This window comes from Actinomadura livida, assembly GCF_014648675.1.
Taxonomy (GTDB): domain Bacteria; phylum Actinomycetota; class Actinomycetes; order Streptosporangiales; family Streptosporangiaceae; genus Spirillospora; species Spirillospora livida.
This window is the reverse complement of record NZ_BMRO01000014.1, coordinates 46,366-60,349: the sequence shown is the minus strand read 5'-3', so window position 1 is coordinate 60,349 and position 13,984 is coordinate 46,366. Positions and strand designations below refer to the sequence as shown.

Annotated in this window: 16 protein-coding genes, 1 tRNA gene, 1 other RNA gene and 1 pseudogene; 11 read left to right on the top strand and 8 right to left on the bottom strand. The window is 72.1% G+C overall.

The features are described from left to right. Window positions 1-164: 164 nt before the first annotated feature. From upp to IEZ03_RS29200, 5 genes and pseudogenes are all read left to right on the top strand, one after another. The gene (gene upp, locus IEZ03_RS29220; RefSeq protein WP_132055197.1) at window positions 165-803 is read left to right on the top strand and encodes a uracil phosphoribosyltransferase; all 639 of its coding nucleotides are present in this window, start codon (window positions 165-167) and stop codon (window positions 801-803) included. 163 nt (window positions 804-966) lie between these two features. Further along, window positions 967-1,227 (top strand): three-helix bundle dimerization domain-containing protein, encoded by a 261-nt coding sequence (locus tag IEZ03_RS29215; RefSeq protein ID WP_132055199.1) that lies wholly within the window; start codon window positions 967-969, stop codon window positions 1,225-1,227. 75 nt (window positions 1,228-1,302) lie between these two features. Continuing rightward, a complete protein-coding gene (locus IEZ03_RS29210) occupies window positions 1,303-1,461 on the top strand; it encodes a hypothetical protein (RefSeq protein ID WP_184891034.1) in 159 nt (52 codons plus the stop codon). Then, window positions 1,458-1,967 (top strand): annotated as a pseudogene (locus IEZ03_RS29205) (PH domain-containing protein); the annotation flags it as partial. The gene IEZ03_RS29210 and the pseudogene IEZ03_RS29205, both read left to right, overlap by 4 nt. A gap of 462 nt (window positions 1,968-2,429) precedes the next feature. Next, window positions 2,430-3,881 carry a helix-turn-helix domain-containing protein gene (locus tag IEZ03_RS29200; protein ID WP_184890118.1) on the top strand — a complete coding sequence of 484 codons (1,452 nt, stop codon included), beginning with the start codon at window positions 2,430-2,432 and terminating at the stop codon, window positions 3,879-3,881. Window positions 3,882-3,924: 43 nt separating this feature from the next. On the opposite strand, the gene IEZ03_RS29195 is transcribed toward IEZ03_RS29200, so the two are convergent. From IEZ03_RS29195 to IEZ03_RS29180, 4 genes are all read right to left on the bottom strand, one after another. After that, window positions 3,925-4,233 (bottom strand): type II toxin-antitoxin system VapB family antitoxin, encoded by a 309-nt coding sequence (locus IEZ03_RS29195; protein WP_132054584.1) that lies wholly within the window; start codon window positions 4,231-4,233, stop codon window positions 3,925-3,927. Window positions 4,234-4,422: 189 nt separating this feature from the next. Further along, window positions 4,423-5,622: a hypothetical protein gene (locus tag IEZ03_RS29190; protein ID WP_184890117.1), complete on the bottom strand. Its 1,200-nt coding sequence runs from the start codon at window positions 5,620-5,622 to the stop codon at window positions 4,423-4,425. Between the two features lie 180 nt (window positions 5,623-5,802). Next, window positions 5,803-5,887, bottom strand: a tRNA-Ser gene (locus tag IEZ03_RS29185). 10 nt (window positions 5,888-5,897) lie between these two features. Then, the gene (locus IEZ03_RS29180) at window positions 5,898-6,242 is read right to left on the bottom strand and encodes a DUF952 domain-containing protein (RefSeq protein ID WP_184890116.1); all 345 of its coding nucleotides are present in this window, start codon (window positions 6,240-6,242) and stop codon (window positions 5,898-5,900) included. A 60-nt stretch (window positions 6,243-6,302) separates the two neighbouring features. Here IEZ03_RS29180 and ffs point away from each other — a divergent pair. The 5 genes from ffs (at window position 6,303) to IEZ03_RS29155 (ending at window position 10,361) form a co-directional block, all read left to right on the top strand. Next, window positions 6,303-6,398, top strand: an RNA gene (gene ffs, locus IEZ03_RS29175) — signal recognition particle sRNA small type. A gap of 55 nt (window positions 6,399-6,453) precedes the next feature. Further along, entirely contained in the window at window positions 6,454-8,538 is a 2,085-nt protein-coding gene (locus IEZ03_RS29170) for a DNA polymerase III subunit gamma and tau (RefSeq protein ID WP_184890115.1), read from the top strand. Between the two features lie 227 nt (window positions 8,539-8,765). Further along, window positions 8,766-9,182 (top strand): YbaB/EbfC family nucleoid-associated protein, encoded by a 417-nt coding sequence (locus IEZ03_RS29165; RefSeq protein WP_229808671.1) that lies wholly within the window; start codon window positions 8,766-8,768, stop codon window positions 9,180-9,182. Between the two features lie 29 nt (window positions 9,183-9,211). Continuing rightward, window positions 9,212-9,811, top strand: a complete 600-nt coding sequence (gene recR / locus IEZ03_RS29160; RefSeq protein ID WP_184890113.1) for a recombination mediator RecR — start codon at window positions 9,212-9,214, stop codon at window positions 9,809-9,811. Next, window positions 9,804-10,361 (top strand): DUF5063 domain-containing protein, encoded by a 558-nt coding sequence (locus IEZ03_RS29155; protein ID WP_184890112.1) that lies wholly within the window; start codon window positions 9,804-9,806, stop codon window positions 10,359-10,361. The genes recR and IEZ03_RS29155 overlap by 8 nt, the downstream gene beginning before the upstream one ends. Window positions 10,362-10,410: 49 nt before the next feature. Here the strand turns inward: IEZ03_RS29155 and IEZ03_RS29150 are convergent, their stop codons facing one another. The 4 genes from IEZ03_RS29150 to IEZ03_RS29135 form a co-directional block, all read right to left on the bottom strand. Beyond that, on the bottom strand, window positions 10,411-10,695 hold the full coding sequence (locus tag IEZ03_RS29150; RefSeq protein WP_184890111.1) for a hypothetical protein: 285 nt from the start codon (window positions 10,693-10,695) through the stop codon (window positions 10,411-10,413). Window positions 10,696-10,874: 179 nt separating this feature from the next. Further along, complete coding sequence (locus IEZ03_RS29145) at window positions 10,875-11,309, bottom strand: DUF4345 family protein (RefSeq protein WP_268248572.1); 435 nt, start codon at window positions 11,307-11,309, stop codon at window positions 10,875-10,877. A 70-nt stretch (window positions 11,310-11,379) separates the two neighbouring features. After that, window positions 11,380-11,736: a hypothetical protein gene (locus IEZ03_RS29140; protein WP_184890109.1), complete on the bottom strand. Its 357-nt coding sequence runs from the start codon at window positions 11,734-11,736 to the stop codon at window positions 11,380-11,382. Window positions 11,737-11,928: 192 nt separating this feature from the next. Then, entirely contained in the window at window positions 11,929-12,423 is a 495-nt protein-coding gene (locus IEZ03_RS29135; RefSeq protein ID WP_184890108.1) for a winged helix-turn-helix transcriptional regulator, read from the bottom strand. Between the two features lie 91 nt (window positions 12,424-12,514). On the opposite strand from IEZ03_RS29135, the gene IEZ03_RS29130 reads away from it, so the two are divergent. Continuing rightward, window positions 12,515-13,954, top strand: a complete 1,440-nt coding sequence (locus IEZ03_RS29130) for an MFS transporter (protein ID WP_221480941.1) — start codon at window positions 12,515-12,517, stop codon at window positions 13,952-13,954. Window positions 13,955-13,984: the final 30 nt, after the last annotated feature.

Genomic DNA, 13,984 nt, shown 5'->3' with positions numbered 1-13,984 from the left:
GCCGCGGTCCCAGGTGGGTCGGGCACGGACTCCCGGGCCCGCGCCGGACCTTCCGGCTGCTGATCGCTCTGCCTGTTCATACCGCCATACTGCCCAGCTCAGCGGCGTCCTATCCTGTTTCGGCGCCGTCCGGCCGATCACGGCCGGTGGGCTACGGTGAGCGCATGCAGACCCTCGCCGTCGACCACCCCCTCGTCGCGCACAAGCTCACCACGCTGCGGGACGTCCGCACCGATTCCCCCACGTTCCGCCGCCTGGCCGACGAACTGGTCACCCTGCTGGCCTACGAGGCCACCCGGGACGTGCGGGTCACCGAGGCCACCGTCGAGACCCCCCTCGTCCCGACGCGCGGCGTCCAGCTGGCGAGCCCGAAGCCGCTCGTCGTCCCGATCCTGCGCGCCGGGCTGGGGATGCTCGACGGCATGACGCGGCTGCTGCCCACCGCCGAGGTCGGCTTCCTCGGGATGATCCGCGACGAGGGGACGCTGCAGGCCCAGACCTACGCGACGCGGCTGCCGGACGACCTGTCCGGCCGGCAGTGCTACGTCCTCGACCCGATGCTCGCGACCGGCGGGACGCTCGCCGCCGCGATCCAGCTGCTGTTCGACCGCGGCGCCGACGGCGTCACCGCCATCTGCCTGCTCGCCGCCCCCGAGGGGCTGAAGCTGCTGGAGCAGTCGTTCGCCGACACCTCGGCGCCGGTCCGGGTCGTGACGGCCGCGATCGACTCCCACCTCAACGAGCAGGGCTTCATCATGCCGGGCCTCGGCGACGCCGGAGACCGCCTCTACGGGGTCGTCTGACCGTGGCCTCCCGGCCGCCGCCGACCTGACCTGCGATGTTCGTTCCCTCCGCCTGAGGGTACGAGAGCGCTACGGAGCGCCTCCGCGCGTTCCCCTCCACCGTCCCGGCACAGGGGACCGTTACGGACCGGGCGGTGCGAGCAAGCTCGATCGAGGACATGTCATGGCTCACCCAGGGGACGGCGGCCCGCCGCGCTACACGGCGATCGGCGAGCGGCTCGCCGAGGAGTTCGAGGGAGTGCACCCCGCCGACACGGTGGACCGGTGCGTCTCCGCCGCGTGGCACGGGGCCGAGGAGGTCACCGGGGCGGCACCGCCCGACCTCGTCGAACGGATCGCGCGCAGGCACCTGGAGGTGCTCGCCACGGTCGCCGCCGAGAAGCGCCGCAAGGCGCGACGTTCATCGCTCGACAACGCGCCATAGCCCTTGCTTTGACGGTCGTTCGGGCTGTGCGAAACTGAACCCGGGGTCCGTGGGTCAACGCTCCGGGAGGCTGCCGTGCCCGCCAAGAAGTACATGACGTGGGCCGCAGTGGCCTTCGTGGCGTTCTACGTGATCAACCAGCCGGACGGCGCGGCGCAGTCGGTGGAGTCGGCCGCGAACGGCATCGCCTCCGCCGCCGGTTCCCTGGCCACCTTCGTCAACGCGCTCGCATGAGGCTCGTCACTCCCGGCGACTCCGCGCCGGCCTCGGTGAACAAGTACCTGCTGCCGCACGAGAACCAGGTGATCACGGTGCGGCGGCACCCGGCCGTGCTGATGGTCCCGGTCGGCCTCGTCCTCGGCGGCCTGATCATCGCGGGGGTGCTGAGCAACACCGTCGCGAGCGACGCGGGCGCGGTGATCAGCTGGATCTGGTGGGGCTGGCTGATCCTGCTGGCGTGGTTCGTGTGGCGGGTCGCGGAATGGTCCGTCGACTACTTCGTCATCACCAACCAGCGGATGCTGCTGACCACCGGGCTCATCACCCGCAAGGTCGCGATGATGCCGCTGGCCAAGGTCACCGACATGAGCTTCAAGCGGACGATCGCGGGCCGGATGCTCGGCTACGGCGAGTTCATCCTGGAGTCCGCCGGCCAGGACCAGGCCCTCACCAACGTGGACTACCTGCCCTACCCCGAGCAGCTCTATCTCGAAGTCTGCGAGATGATCTTCCCCAACAAGAACCCGCAGCCCGAGGAGAAGACGCTCCCCCCGCCGCCGCCTCCGCGCCGTCCCAAGGAGACTCCGCCCCCGGACGACGTCCCCACCGCCCCCGCCGGCGACGAGCGCCCCTGACCCCGCGCCTCGCACCCGGTGCCCGGAAGGCGGACGCCCGAGGGAGGACGGCCGGGCATGGCACGGCTAGCCGGTACGCGCGATGGGCTGATCTATTTCGGCGGTTTTTACGATCTTGTGCGGATGGTCGGATACCTTCCCAGGGTGACAGGCGTCGCGATCGCCGGGGTTTCCACCGGCCGCAACCGGCGCGCCACGGCGATGCAGCGGCGGGCGCGCCGGCCCGCAGCGCCCCCGACCAGCCGATCCCGTCACTTGTCCCTTCTTTACTCTCGATGTGCGATTACCCGCAATGTGCAATCATGTCGGCACCCCAGCCGCCTGTTTACTTCCGCTAAGTGAGTCCACATGCCGGGTCCAGGCAACGTCGGAGAACGTGTCCGCAACCTGCGGCTGACCAGACGCTTGTCGCAGGCACAGCTCGCCGGTCACGACCTTTCCGACAGCTACATCTCGTTGATCGAGTCGGGCAAGCGCACCCCGACGCCGACCGTCCTGCGCATGCTTGCCGAGCGCCTCGGCTGCACACCCGAGTACCTCGCCGAGGGCGTCGAACCGGAGCAGCGCGCCCACCTGGAGGTACGGGAGCGCCACGCGCACCTCGCACTGCTGCGCGGCGACCCCGGCACGGCGGAGACGGGTTTCGACGAGGTGATCGCCCGCAGCGACGATCCCGACCTGACCGCCCGCGCGCGCTGGGGCCGTGCCCGCGCCCTGGAGGAGCTGGGCCGCACCGACAACGCGATCGCGCTGTTCGAAGAGCTGCGTGAGCACGCCGAAAGGGACCCGGGCAGGGCGAGCTGGCTGCCGCCGGTGATCGCGCTGGCCCGCTGCTACCACTCGGTGGGCGACCTGGGGCAGGCCATAGCCCTCGGCGAACGCGCCGTCGCGCGGCTGCAGCACCTCGGGCTCGGGGTGGGTGAGGAGTACACCGAAGTCGGGCGGATCCTCCTCCTCGCGTACGTGGATCGCTCCGCTCCGGCGCGCGCCCACGACCTCGGACGCCGTCTCCTGCACCCGGACGGCCCGGCGGACGAGCCGCTGAGCGTCCACTACCAGCGGGCCAGCTTGCGCGCGCTGGAGGAAGGCGCGATCGGCGACTCGCTGTACTTCGCCGACCAGGCCCTGGCCGCACGCAGCGACACCAGCCCGGCGCAGACCCGCGCACGCCTCTCCCTGGCCGCGGCCAAGGCGCTGCTCAGGGGAGTCACGCCGTTCTCGTCGGCCGCGCCGTCCGACGCGGTGCCGACGGGAGAATTCGGATTCGAACGGCCTCGTCCCGAAGGGTCGCGTGAGGCCGCGCAGGAGGCCCTGGAACTCCTGGAGGAGACCGCCGATCTCGGTGGAGCCGAATCGACCGAGAGCACGATCGCGAAGGCCCGCGCGCTGGTGCTGATCGGCGAACTGGACGAGGCCATCGCCACGCTGGAACAGTTCCTCGACACGGGCATGGCCCTGGCCGCCCCGGCGGCGACGTCCCATGCCGCGGCCCCGCAACCGGGCAGCGACCTGGCCGCGCGCACGCAGAAGACCGTCCTGGCCCGTCTCGTCCTGGCGCGCGCCCGCGTCGCCCAGGGGGACCCGGCGGCCGCGAAGGTCGTCCTGCGCGCCGCATCGGAGCAGCTGGCGACCCTGTCCGCCGGCCGCCCGGCGGCGCACCTGCTCAGGGAACTGGGCGAACTGTACGAGCTCGTCCAGGACGCCGACTCCGCGGCGGCCGCCTACCGGCGGGCACTCGAGGCCGCCGGTCTCCGCGCCCCCCGCAACCACACCGCCGACCGCGACCTGGGCCGCGTCTAGCGCGCCGCCCGGTGCACCGCTCTGACCGTCCGGTGGCCGGCGGTCAGGACATGTCGACGGCGTCCAGGTCGAGGACGCGGGCGTGCAGGACGAGGCGCTGGTGCAGCGCGGCGCGCAGGGCCCGGTGCAGGCCGTCCTCCAGGTACAGCTCGCCCTTCCACTGGACCACGTGGGGGAACAGGTCGCCGTAGAAGGTGGAGTCCTTCGACAGCAGCGACTGCAGGTCCATCTCCCGCTTGGTGCTCACGAGCTGGTCGAGGCGTACCTGGCGAGGGGGGATCTTGGCCCAGTCCCGGGACGAGAGTCCGTGGTCGGGATAGGGCCTTCCATCACCCACCGCCTTGAAGATCACTCTTCGAGTCTACGGCGTCGCGGTTGCCCGGAGAAGGCAACGCAACAACATCCGTCACTCCACTTGCCACCACTGGTAAACCAGTTACCGCCCAGCTCAGGGACGTGGTCATTAATCACCGTCGTTGGAGCGGGCGCGGCGGCGCGGCCCTCCGCGGGCGGTGCGGGCCGCGCGACGCCCGCGCCCGGCCTACCAGGTATTGATCTCCAGATCGCCCAGTTCGTGGACGGCGACGCGGTCCTCGACGGCGAGGATCGTCACCATCCGCTCGGCCTCCTCCGTCGTGACGAACCGGCCGTGCAGCTCCCGCTTCTCGGGGAAGGGCGCCTCCAGCCACAGCCGGGGCCCTTCGCGGCGCAGCTCGGCCGCCCACTCCCGCCGCTGCTCCGGAAACGTCTCGGGGGGCTTCATCTCCGGGCCGCCCATCCACATCATCTGCACGGCGTCGTCCGAGCGGCCGGCGAAGGTCAGGAAATGGCCGTCGACCGGCTCCAGACTCCGCACCCACTTCAGCGCGTCGTCCAGCATGACCGGCGACATCGGCCCGTCGCTCCGGTACCGGTTGTGCACCCGCACCATGAGCATCGGCGCGGACTCCTCCGGGCCGGCGACGAGGGTCGCGGCGCCGGTGTCCTCGCCGTGGAACAGCGGGCCCAGCCGCTCCCACAGGCGGTCGGCCGGGAGCGACACCTCCAGCTCGCTCCGGTCGTCCACGAGGATGCCGTTGAAGCGGTCCCAGTCGCGGCGCAGCCGGAGCTCCCGGTCCCGGACATCGCGCAGGAGGATCTCGATGCCGGGAGGGATGCTCCTCGCGTAGTTGTCCAGCACGGTCTCGGCGGAAATGATCATGTCCCGCGCCTTCGGGACGGACATCCCGTGCTTGGGCCCGTCGTCCCGGGTGACCAGGGCGCGCGGCACCGGGTCCCGGTCCCAGTGGCCTTCTCGTACGCTGAGGCCCTTGCCGAGGACGGCCCGCCGGAACCGCTCGGCGGGCTCCCCGTCGGCGACCTCGCCGCGGTGGGCGGGAAGGACCTGGAGTCCGCGCGCCCTCAGTTCGGGGCCGCGACTCTCCCAGAAGCCGGTCTGCCCGGGGCCGAGCAGCACGGCCCGGTCCAGTGCGAAGCCCGGCACGTCGATCGGCCTGGCGTGCACGGTGTCGCCGAACTCACCGTCCACCAGATCGGCGACGGCATCCAGCAGGGCTTCCATGACGTCGTCGCGGTACCCCCGGTTGGCCTTGGCGACCAGCACGCGGTCGTCGGTGAAGAGGTAGACGAAGGTGCCGACCGTCCCCTCTTCGACGAGGACGCCGTGCCGTCCGATGCGCCTGCGTTCCCAGTCCTGCGTCAAGCGCCGCTCCTTGGCGAGCGCGACAAGATCAAGCCCCATGCACCCGGACGCTAGTCCCCGCCGACGACACCCGTCCGAAAAGGTGCCGTCTGCGCCCGCGGGGCGCTGCCTGCCCGGACGATGACGGAGGACCGGGGGCCGCGTGGGAAGAGGGCCTGGAAAGCAAAGAGGGCGGCACCGGTGAGTGCCGCCCTGTGTGACGTCATGCCGTCAGGCGAGCGGAGGATGCGAGATTCGAACTCGCGAGCGCTTGCACGCAACACGCTTTCCAAGCGTGCGCCCTAGGCCACTAGGCGAATCCTCCACGGGGAAGCCTACCGGTTCCCGGGCAGTGACCTGACATCAATTACCGCGGAGACCGGAATCGGGCCGTAGACGTGCGGGAAGACCTCGTCGCCGGCGGGCTCGTAGCGCACGGGGGCGTCCAGCCGGGACACGTCGATGACCAGGACGACCAGGTCGGAGCGGGGAACGCCGGTGTAGAAGCGGCCGAGCACGCCGTCCACCTGGGCCATGTCCGACGAGCAGTGGACGAAGCCCTCCTCGTCCAGCGTGCGGCCGAGCGTCGACATGGCGTACGGCTCCCCCGCGTCGCGGGCGGCCTCCCAGTGGGGACGTTCGGCGATGTGCAGCAGCGTGGCGTGCGTCGGGACGGACATGAGGCGGAGACTACGCCGGAAGCGTGGCAATCCTGGGGGCGGGATGCCATAGACTCTGGGGCAGACCCCTCGCATGGCGTCACCCTGTGAACCTCCCCAGGGCCGGAAGGCAGCAAGGATAAGCAGGCTCTGGCGGGTGTGCGGGGGGTCCCTTGTTTGAAGGGTCACCGCGCTTGTGGCGCTCCGCTTCGCGAGGGAGGGCGGACCCCCGATGAGTCTGGCGCTGTACCGCAAGTACCGGCCAGCGACGTTCGCCGAGCTGAAGGGGCAGGAGCACGTCGCCGAGCCCCTGCAGCAGGCGCTGCGCAACGGCCGGATCAACCACGCGTACCTGTTCAGCGGTCCGCGCGGCTGCGGCAAGACGTCCAGCGCCCGCATCCTCGCCCGCTCGCTGAACTGCGAGCAGGGACCGACGCCCGACCCGTGCGGCAAGTGCGACTCGTGCGTCGCGCTCGGGCCCACCGGGACCGGGCACATCGACGTGATCGAGATCGACGCCGCCTCGCACGGCGGTGTCGACGACGCCCGCGACCTGCGGGAGCGGGCGTTCTTCGCCCCGGTGTCGGCGCGCTTCAAGGTGTACATCATCGACGAGGCGCACATGGTGACCCGGGAGGGCTTCAACGCGCTGCTGAAGCTCGTCGAGGAGCCGCCGCCGCACCTGAAGTTCGTGTTCGCGACGACGGAGCCGGAGAAGGTCATCGGGACGATCCGGTCCCGGACCCACCACTACCCGTTCCGGCTGATCCCGCCCGGCGTCCTCACCGAGCTCGTCGAGGAGATCCTGCGGTCGGAGGACGTCCCGTACGAGGCCGCCGCGCTGCCGCTGGCCGTCCGCGCGGGCGCCGGCTCCGCCCGCGACACCCTGTCGATCCTCGACCAGCTCCTCGCCGGGTCGGACGAGGCCGGCATCACCTACGCGCGGGCCGTCTCCCTCCTCGGGTACACCGACTCCGCGCTGCTGGACGAGGTCATCGCGGCGTTCGCGGCCCGCGACGGCGCCGCCGTCTTCGCCGCCGTCGACCGGGTCGTGGAGAGCGGCCAGGACCCGCGCCGCTTCACCGCCGACCTGCTGGAACGCGTCCGCGACCTGGTGATCCTGTCGAACGTCCCGGAGGCCGGCGGCTCGGGGCTGCTGAACGTCGCGCCGGACGAGCTGGAGCAGATGCGGCGCCAGGCGTCGTCCCTCGGGCCGGGGGAGCTGACCCGTGCGGCGGACCTGCTGCACACCGGCCTCACCGAGATGCGCGGCGCGACGTCCCCGCGGCTGCTGCTGGAGCTGATCTGCGCGCGGATCCTCCTGCCCGCCGCGTACGAGGACGAGGCGTCGATGTTCGCCCGCCTCGACCGCCTGGAACGCCAGGCCGCCCAGGGCGCCCAGGGCGGCTTCGCGGGCGGGCAAGGCGGTGGTGCTTCGCAGGCGGGGGGAGAACAACCCCCGCCCGCCCAGGGGGGCGACCCCACATCCAGTGTCAACCCCGGCCAGGACACGGCGCCGCCGGAACGAGCATCTGTGGATAACCGCGGCGGCGGCCCCGCCGCCCAGCGAGCCGGCACAACCGGGAGCCGCCCTTCCGCACCCTCCGCCCCACCCGCGAACTCGCCTGCGAGTCCGGCCCCGAACCGGCCAGCAGGTCCGGCTGCGAACCCGGCCGCGAACCCGGCCGCAGCGGCTGCGTCCGGCGGCCCGGCGGGCGGGGCCTCCGCCGGGGGGATGGACTTCGCCGCCGTCCAGCGGCTCTGGCCGGACGTCGTCGAGGCGGTGAAGCAGAAGAGCCGCGCGACCTGGATGGTCATCATGTCCGGCGTGCAGCCCGTCTCGCTCGACGGGAAGGTCCTCACGCTGGGGTTCGACGCCGAGGGACGGCGCCTCGGGTTCGTCAACGGCGGGCGCGACACCGTCCTGCGGGAAGTGTTCAAAGAGCGGATGGGCGTCGACTGGCGGATCGACACCGTCGTCGGCGGTGGACCTCCCGGCCCGCCACCGCCCCGGCCGGGCCCTAGCGCGGGGTTCGGTGGGGCGGCCACACCGGACCCGGCACCACGGCAGCAGCCGCGGCCGCCGGCACAGCCCCCTGCCCCGAGGCCCGAGGCGCCCTACGAACCGCCGCCCCCGCCACCGGACGAGCCTCCGCCGCCGCCCGAACCCGCCCCGGTGGACGAGAGCGACGAGGTCGACCCCGAGGGCGACGCGGACGCCGACGGCGCCGAGGCCGAAATGGGCGGTATGGCGCTCATCCAGCGGGAACTCGGCGGCCAGATCATCCGCGAGATCGACAACTCGTCCGCGACCTAGCCGAAGGCCGCCCCAGCGGCGAAGCCGGTCCGCACCCGGCCGCGCCCGTCCGAACCCGTCCGCGGCCTCGGGGCACGCCGGGCGGGCGCACCGGGGCCCGTACTTACGGGGGACCGCCGGAAACCCGTAGTCTCGGAGGACGGACATCCGGTGGCTGGCGGAGCGCCAGAGAGAAGGCCCTCTCGGGGGGCCGGAAGAGGAAGTGCACCGTGGAACCCGGTGGTCAGTTGAACATGCAGGAACTCCTCCAGCAGGCGCAGGCCATGCAGGAGCAGCTTTTCAGCGCGCAGCGCGAGCTCGCGGAGGCCGAGGTGAACGGCACCGCCGGCGGCGGGCTCGTCACCGCGACGGTCAACGGGCAGGGCGAGGTCACCGGCCTGTCGATCGACCCGAAGGTCATCGACGCCGACGACCCGGCCGACACGGCGGAGACCATCGCCGACCTGGTGCTCGCCGCGATCCGCGACGCGGGCCGTGAGGCGCAGCGGCTGCAGCAGGAGAAGATGGGACCGCTCGCCGAAGGCCTCGGCGGCGGCATCCCCGGCCTCGGCGGAAGCGGAGGCGAAGGCGGCGCCGGTGGAGCCGGCGGCGGGCTGCCCGGCGGTTTCCCCGGCCTCGGCGGCGGCACCGGCCCGGGCGCCTGAGCGGCCGGTAGAGAGAAAGGAGGGGTCCGTTGTACGAAGGGGTGGTCCAGAACCTCATCGACGAGCTGGGCAGGCTGCCCGGCGTCGGCCCCAAGAGCGCGCAGCGGATCGCCTTCCACCTCCTCTCCGCCGACCCCGCGGACGTCGAGCGCCTCGGCAAGGCGCTCAAGGAGGTCAAGGACAAGGTCCGCTTCTGCGGGACGTGCGGCAACGTCGCGGAAGAAGAGGAATGCCGGATCTGCCGCGACGCGCGCCGCGACCGCCACGTCATCTGCGTCGTGGAGGAGTCCAAGGACGTCGTCGCGATCGAGAAGACCCGCGAGTTCCGGGGCCGCTACCACGTGCTCGGCGGCGCGATCAGCCCCATCGAGGGCGTCGGCCCCGACGACCTGCGCATCCGCGAGCTGATGCAGCGCCTCGCGGACGGGACGGTGACCGAGCTGATCCTCGCCACCGACCCCAACCTGGAAGGCGAGGCGACGGCGACGTATCTCGCCCGGCTCGTCAAGCCCATGGGCCTCACCGTCACCCGGCTGGCAAGCGGCCTGCCGGTGGGTGGCGACCTCGAGTACGCCGACGAGGTGACGCTTGGCCGCGCATTCGAAGGACGGAGGCTGCTCGATGTCTGACACCAACAGCCCGCAGGACTGGAACGCCCTCGCCGAACGCGTGGCGTGCCATGTCGACAACTACCTGAGCGGCTTGGAGGCCGTCGCCCGCGGCGACGGCGGCGCCCGCACCATCTCGCTGCTGCTGCTGGAGGTGTCGCAGGTCATCCTGGCCGGCGCGCAGCTCGGCGCCAGCGCCGACGTGATCCTGCCCGACAACTGGGAGCCCGAGATCGGCGACGACCCCGACCTCGACGCCGTCCGGCAGGGCCTCCGCGACCGCCTCGTGGCCCTCGACGAGTACGTCGAGGTCTTCGACCCCTACAAGGACACCGAGCCCACCTCGTACCGCCTGTCGGACGACCTGGTCGACGTCGCGAGCGACCTCGTCCACGGGCTGCGCCACTACCAGCAGGACCGTCCCCTGGAAGCCCTCTGGTGGTGGCAGTACTCGTACTTCAACCACTGGGGCAACCACGCCGGCGCGGCGCTGCGCGCGCTGCACGCCTTCGTCGCGAACGCCCGCCTGAACGTGGCTCCGGAGGCCGCCCCGGAGGCCGCGACCGCCTAGCCCGCAACCACCGGCCGAAGCCATCGGCCGCCACCGCCGGCTCGAACCGCTAGCGCGGGCCGGCCGGCGTGGCGAGCGTCCACGCGATCAGCTCGGCCGCCTTCTCGGCGTCCGGGCCGATCTGCCCGCCCGGCTCCGAGTCCCATACGTACGCGTCGAGGTCGTCGTCCCAGACGACGGTGGCGGTCTGCCCCCGGTACGCGACGCGCACCCCATCGCCGTCGCGGGCGGGACGCGCCGCGGCGACCTGCGGCGCCCGGCGGCGCAGCGCCGCGTACAAGGACTCCAGCGGCCCCCTGCGGACCCTCGGCAGCTCGGCCATCAACGCTCCCATCAGCTCCCTCACCGGCCGCGCACCGGACCCCGGGCGCGACGAACCACCGGGCCGGGGCGGCCGGACGCACTCCGCCACCCAGCAATCCCGCCGCCCCGCCCCTAGGTAGACGCTTTGCCCGGCTTCCGGGTGGTCCGCCGAGAATCTCTGATTTGCCGTATTTGCGGTCGCCGCGGTAATCACATCGCCGCCGCCATCAGGAGGAGGCCGCCCCCGACGGCCTCGACCCAGAAGTAGAACCAGAGCGGGTAGAGCGCCAGCGGCCCTTCGGCGGCACGCGCGGCCAGCCGCCCGGCGGCCATGCCGAGGAGGGCGATGCCGACTGCGGCCAGCACACCGTGGCGGGCCGCGCCGGACGTGACCGCCGCCCAGATCAGCGCACCGCCGACGGCGACGCCGAACCCGCCGTACACGGCGCGGACCTCGGTCCGCGCCGCCACCGAGTCCGCCGCGATCCCGAACGGCCTGATCAGCGCGGCCGGCGCCACGAGGCCGTAGAGGCCCATCCCGAGGAACGTCGCGGCTCCCGCCGGTCCCTCCAGGTCTCCCCCACGTCCTTGACCACGACCGGGACCCGGACGGGTGCAGTAGCCGCCGCATGGCAGGACGGCCACCAAGGTGCGTGCGGAAGCGGACCCGGGGCGCCGCAGGTTCAGGTGCGGCGCCCCGATGCCGGTCGGCGGGTCAGGCGCTGATGAGGGTGCCGGCGTTCTGGAAGGCGCCGGTCAGGACGCGGCCGATCTCGTCGAGCTTCTTGCGAACCTTCGCGACGCCGATGGCTCCGCCGGACATGCCGGTCGTGGCGAGGCCGACGTCGAAGACGAGCGTGCCGTCCTGCTGGGGGTGGAAGAGCACGCGGTACTTGTAGTGGGTGCCGAACGCGCCGAGGAGCAGGGCCTTGGTGCGAGACCCCTTCTCGATGATGCATTCGCCGGCGTTCTCCCAGGTGAACCGGAAGCCCTCGCCCTGCAGCACCTGCTCCAGGACGGGACGGACCTGGTCGGGCGTACCGTTCACGTGAAGCTTGACGATGTCGGCCATGACGCTCCTTGCATACGGGGGTGGATCGAGTGTTCGACCGTCGAAGCAGCAGGACGACCTTCGGTGGCCCATGCGCCGGGGACGAAGCGGAGATGAGCATATTCCGGTCACCACCCGGGTGCCCGCGAGTTGTCCCTGATAGGCCTAGGCCGGAAATGGCACCGGCCTGCCGCGTCCGCTTCCCGGAGGGCGTCAGCGAAGGGCGGTGAGGGCCTCGCGGGCGATGGAATCGCGCTCGGCGGCCTCCCGCTCCGCCGCCTCCTTCTCGCCCTGGACGCGGGCGTCGTAGGCGGCGCGGGCCGCGGCGATGGCGTTCTGGTGCTCCTCCGTCCAGGCGACCAGCGAGCGGATCGTCTCGTGCAGCGTCGCCCCCATGGGGGTGAGCGCGTAGTCCACGCGCGGCGGGACGGTCGGGTGGACGGTCCGGCTGACCAGCCCGTCCCGCTCCAGATGGCGCAGGGTCCTGGCGAGCATCCGCTGGCTGATGCCGTCGATGCGGCGGCGCAGCTCGGTGAACCGCAGCGAACGCTGGTCCAGCAGCGCGATGACGAGCAGCGACCACTTGTCGGCGATGCGGTCGAGGATCTGCCGGACCTCGCAGTCGTTGCGCGTGTCCCACTGCTGGACGGCCTCATCGGCGGCGGTATCCCCGCAGTAACCAGGGGACGCGAAAGTTCCGTCTTCCATGGTCCCTGATAGTGACTGAGGATGCTGCCGGTAACAAGAGGGAACCGGCACTCACAAAGGGAACCGGCCCTCGTCGGAGAGGAGCCGGCTCATGTCCACATCCGCTGCCCGTATGGACGGGCGCGCCTGGGCGCAGTTGCTCGTGCTGTGCGGTGCGGTCTTCCTGGAGGGGATCGACGTCGCGATGCTCAACATCGCGCTGCCGTCGATCCGGGCGGACCTCGGCCTGTCGACCGGGATGCTCAGCGGCGTCATCAGCGCCTACGTGCTGGGATACGGCGGGTTCATGCTGCTCGGCGGGCGCACCGCCGACCTGCTCGGCCACCGCCGCGTCTTCCTGTTCTGGCTGGTGGTCTTCCTCCTGTTCTCCGGGCTGGGCGGGTTCGCGACGAACGGCTGGATGCTGCTGGCCGCCCGGTTCGTCACCGGTGTCGCATCGGCGTTCATGGCCCCGGCGGGGCTGGCGCTCGTCACGGCGATGTTCCCGGCCGGGCCTGCCCGCACCAAGGCGCTCGGCGTGTACGCGGGCATCGCCTCGGGCGGCTTCGTGCTCGGTCTCGTCGCGGGCGGGCTGCTGACCTCGATCGGCTGGCGCTGGGTGTTCTTCGCGCCGGTGATCATGGCGGCGCTGCTGCTGGCCGCGGCGGTTCCGCTGGTCAAGGAGCCGGAGCCGGCGGCGCGCCGCGCCGTCTCTGGCGGTTTCGACCTCCTGGGCGCGTTCAGCATCACCGGCGCGATGATGCTGCTCGTGTACGGGGTCGTCCGGTTGGAGCGCCCCGGCCATGACGTCGTGCTCACCGCGGCCGTCCTCGCGGGCGGTGCGGCGCTCCTCGCGGCGTTCGTCGCGATCGAGCACAGGGCGGCGCACCCGCTCGTCCGCCTCGGAATCCTCCGTTCGGGCGCGCTGGTGCGGACGAACCTGAGCGCGATGCTGTTCCTCGGCGCGTTCGCGGGCTTCCAGTTCCTGATGACGCTGTACCTGCAGGAACTGCGCGGCTGGACGACCTGGCAGACCGGCCTGGCCATGCTGGTCGTCGGCATCGACGTCGTCCTCGCGCCCACGCTGACGCCCCGCCTGGTGAACCGCTTCGGCAACGTGCGCGTCCTGCTGGGCGGCCTCGTCCTGGCGGCCGCGGCGTACGCGCTGTTCCTGCCGGTCGGCCTCGACTGGGCCTACACGGTCATGTTCCCGATCATCGGGCTGCTGGGCCTGTCGTTCGCGCTGGTCTACGGCCCGCTGACGATGGCCGCCACGGAAGGCGTCGACGAGAGCGAGCACGGCGTCGCGGGCGGCCTCTTCTACACCGCGATCCAGTTCGGCATGGCGCTCGGCCTGTCCGCGGTGACCGCCGTCAAGGTGGCGGCGCTCAGCGGCGGATCACGGGAGGCGGGCCTCGACGCCCTGCGGATCGCGCTGACGGTCCCCGTCGCCGCCGTGCTCGCCGCCGTCCTGATCACGGCGCTCGGCCTCCGCACCCGCCCGCGCCGGCCCGCCGAGCCCGCCCACGACCCCGTCAAGACAGCCGCGTAGGGGGCCGCGCAGACGTCGGCCGAACGCCGG

What these genes read in the sequence shown, in the direction of transcription:
- upp (WP_132055197.1), top strand. Translation starts at nt 165, where the DNA reads ATGCAGACCCTCGCCGTCGACCACCCCCTCGTCGCGCACAAGCTCACC.
- IEZ03_RS29215 (WP_132055199.1), top strand. Translation starts at nt 967, where the DNA reads ATGGCTCACCCAGGGGACGGCGGCCCGCCGCGCTACACGGCGATCGGC.
- IEZ03_RS29200 (WP_184890118.1), top strand. Translation starts at nt 2,430, where the DNA reads ATGCCGGGTCCAGGCAACGTCGGAGAACGTGTCCGCAACCTGCGGCTG.
- IEZ03_RS29190 (WP_184890117.1), bottom strand. Translation starts at nt 5,622, where the DNA reads ATGGGGCTTGATCTTGTCGCGCTCGCCAAGGAGCGGCGCTTGACGCAG.
- IEZ03_RS29180 (WP_184890116.1), bottom strand. Translation starts at nt 6,242, where the DNA reads ATGTCCGTCCCGACGCACGCCACGCTGCTGCACATCGCCGAACGTCCC.
- IEZ03_RS29170 (WP_184890115.1), top strand. Translation starts at nt 6,454, where the DNA reads ATGAGTCTGGCGCTGTACCGCAAGTACCGGCCAGCGACGTTCGCCGAG.
- IEZ03_RS29155 (WP_184890112.1), top strand. Translation starts at nt 9,804, where the DNA reads ATGTCTGACACCAACAGCCCGCAGGACTGGAACGCCCTCGCCGAACGC.
- IEZ03_RS29150 (WP_184890111.1), bottom strand. Translation starts at nt 10,695, where the DNA reads ATGGGAGCGTTGATGGCCGAGCTGCCGAGGGTCCGCAGGGGGCCGCTG.
- IEZ03_RS29140 (WP_184890109.1), bottom strand. Translation starts at nt 11,736, where the DNA reads ATGGCCGACATCGTCAAGCTTCACGTGAACGGTACGCCCGACCAGGTC.
- IEZ03_RS29135 (WP_184890108.1), bottom strand. Translation starts at nt 12,423, where the DNA reads ATGGAAGACGGAACTTTCGCGTCCCCTGGTTACTGCGGGGATACCGCC.
- IEZ03_RS29130 (WP_221480941.1), top strand. Translation starts at nt 12,515, where the DNA reads ATGTCCACATCCGCTGCCCGTATGGACGGGCGCGCCTGGGCGCAGTTG.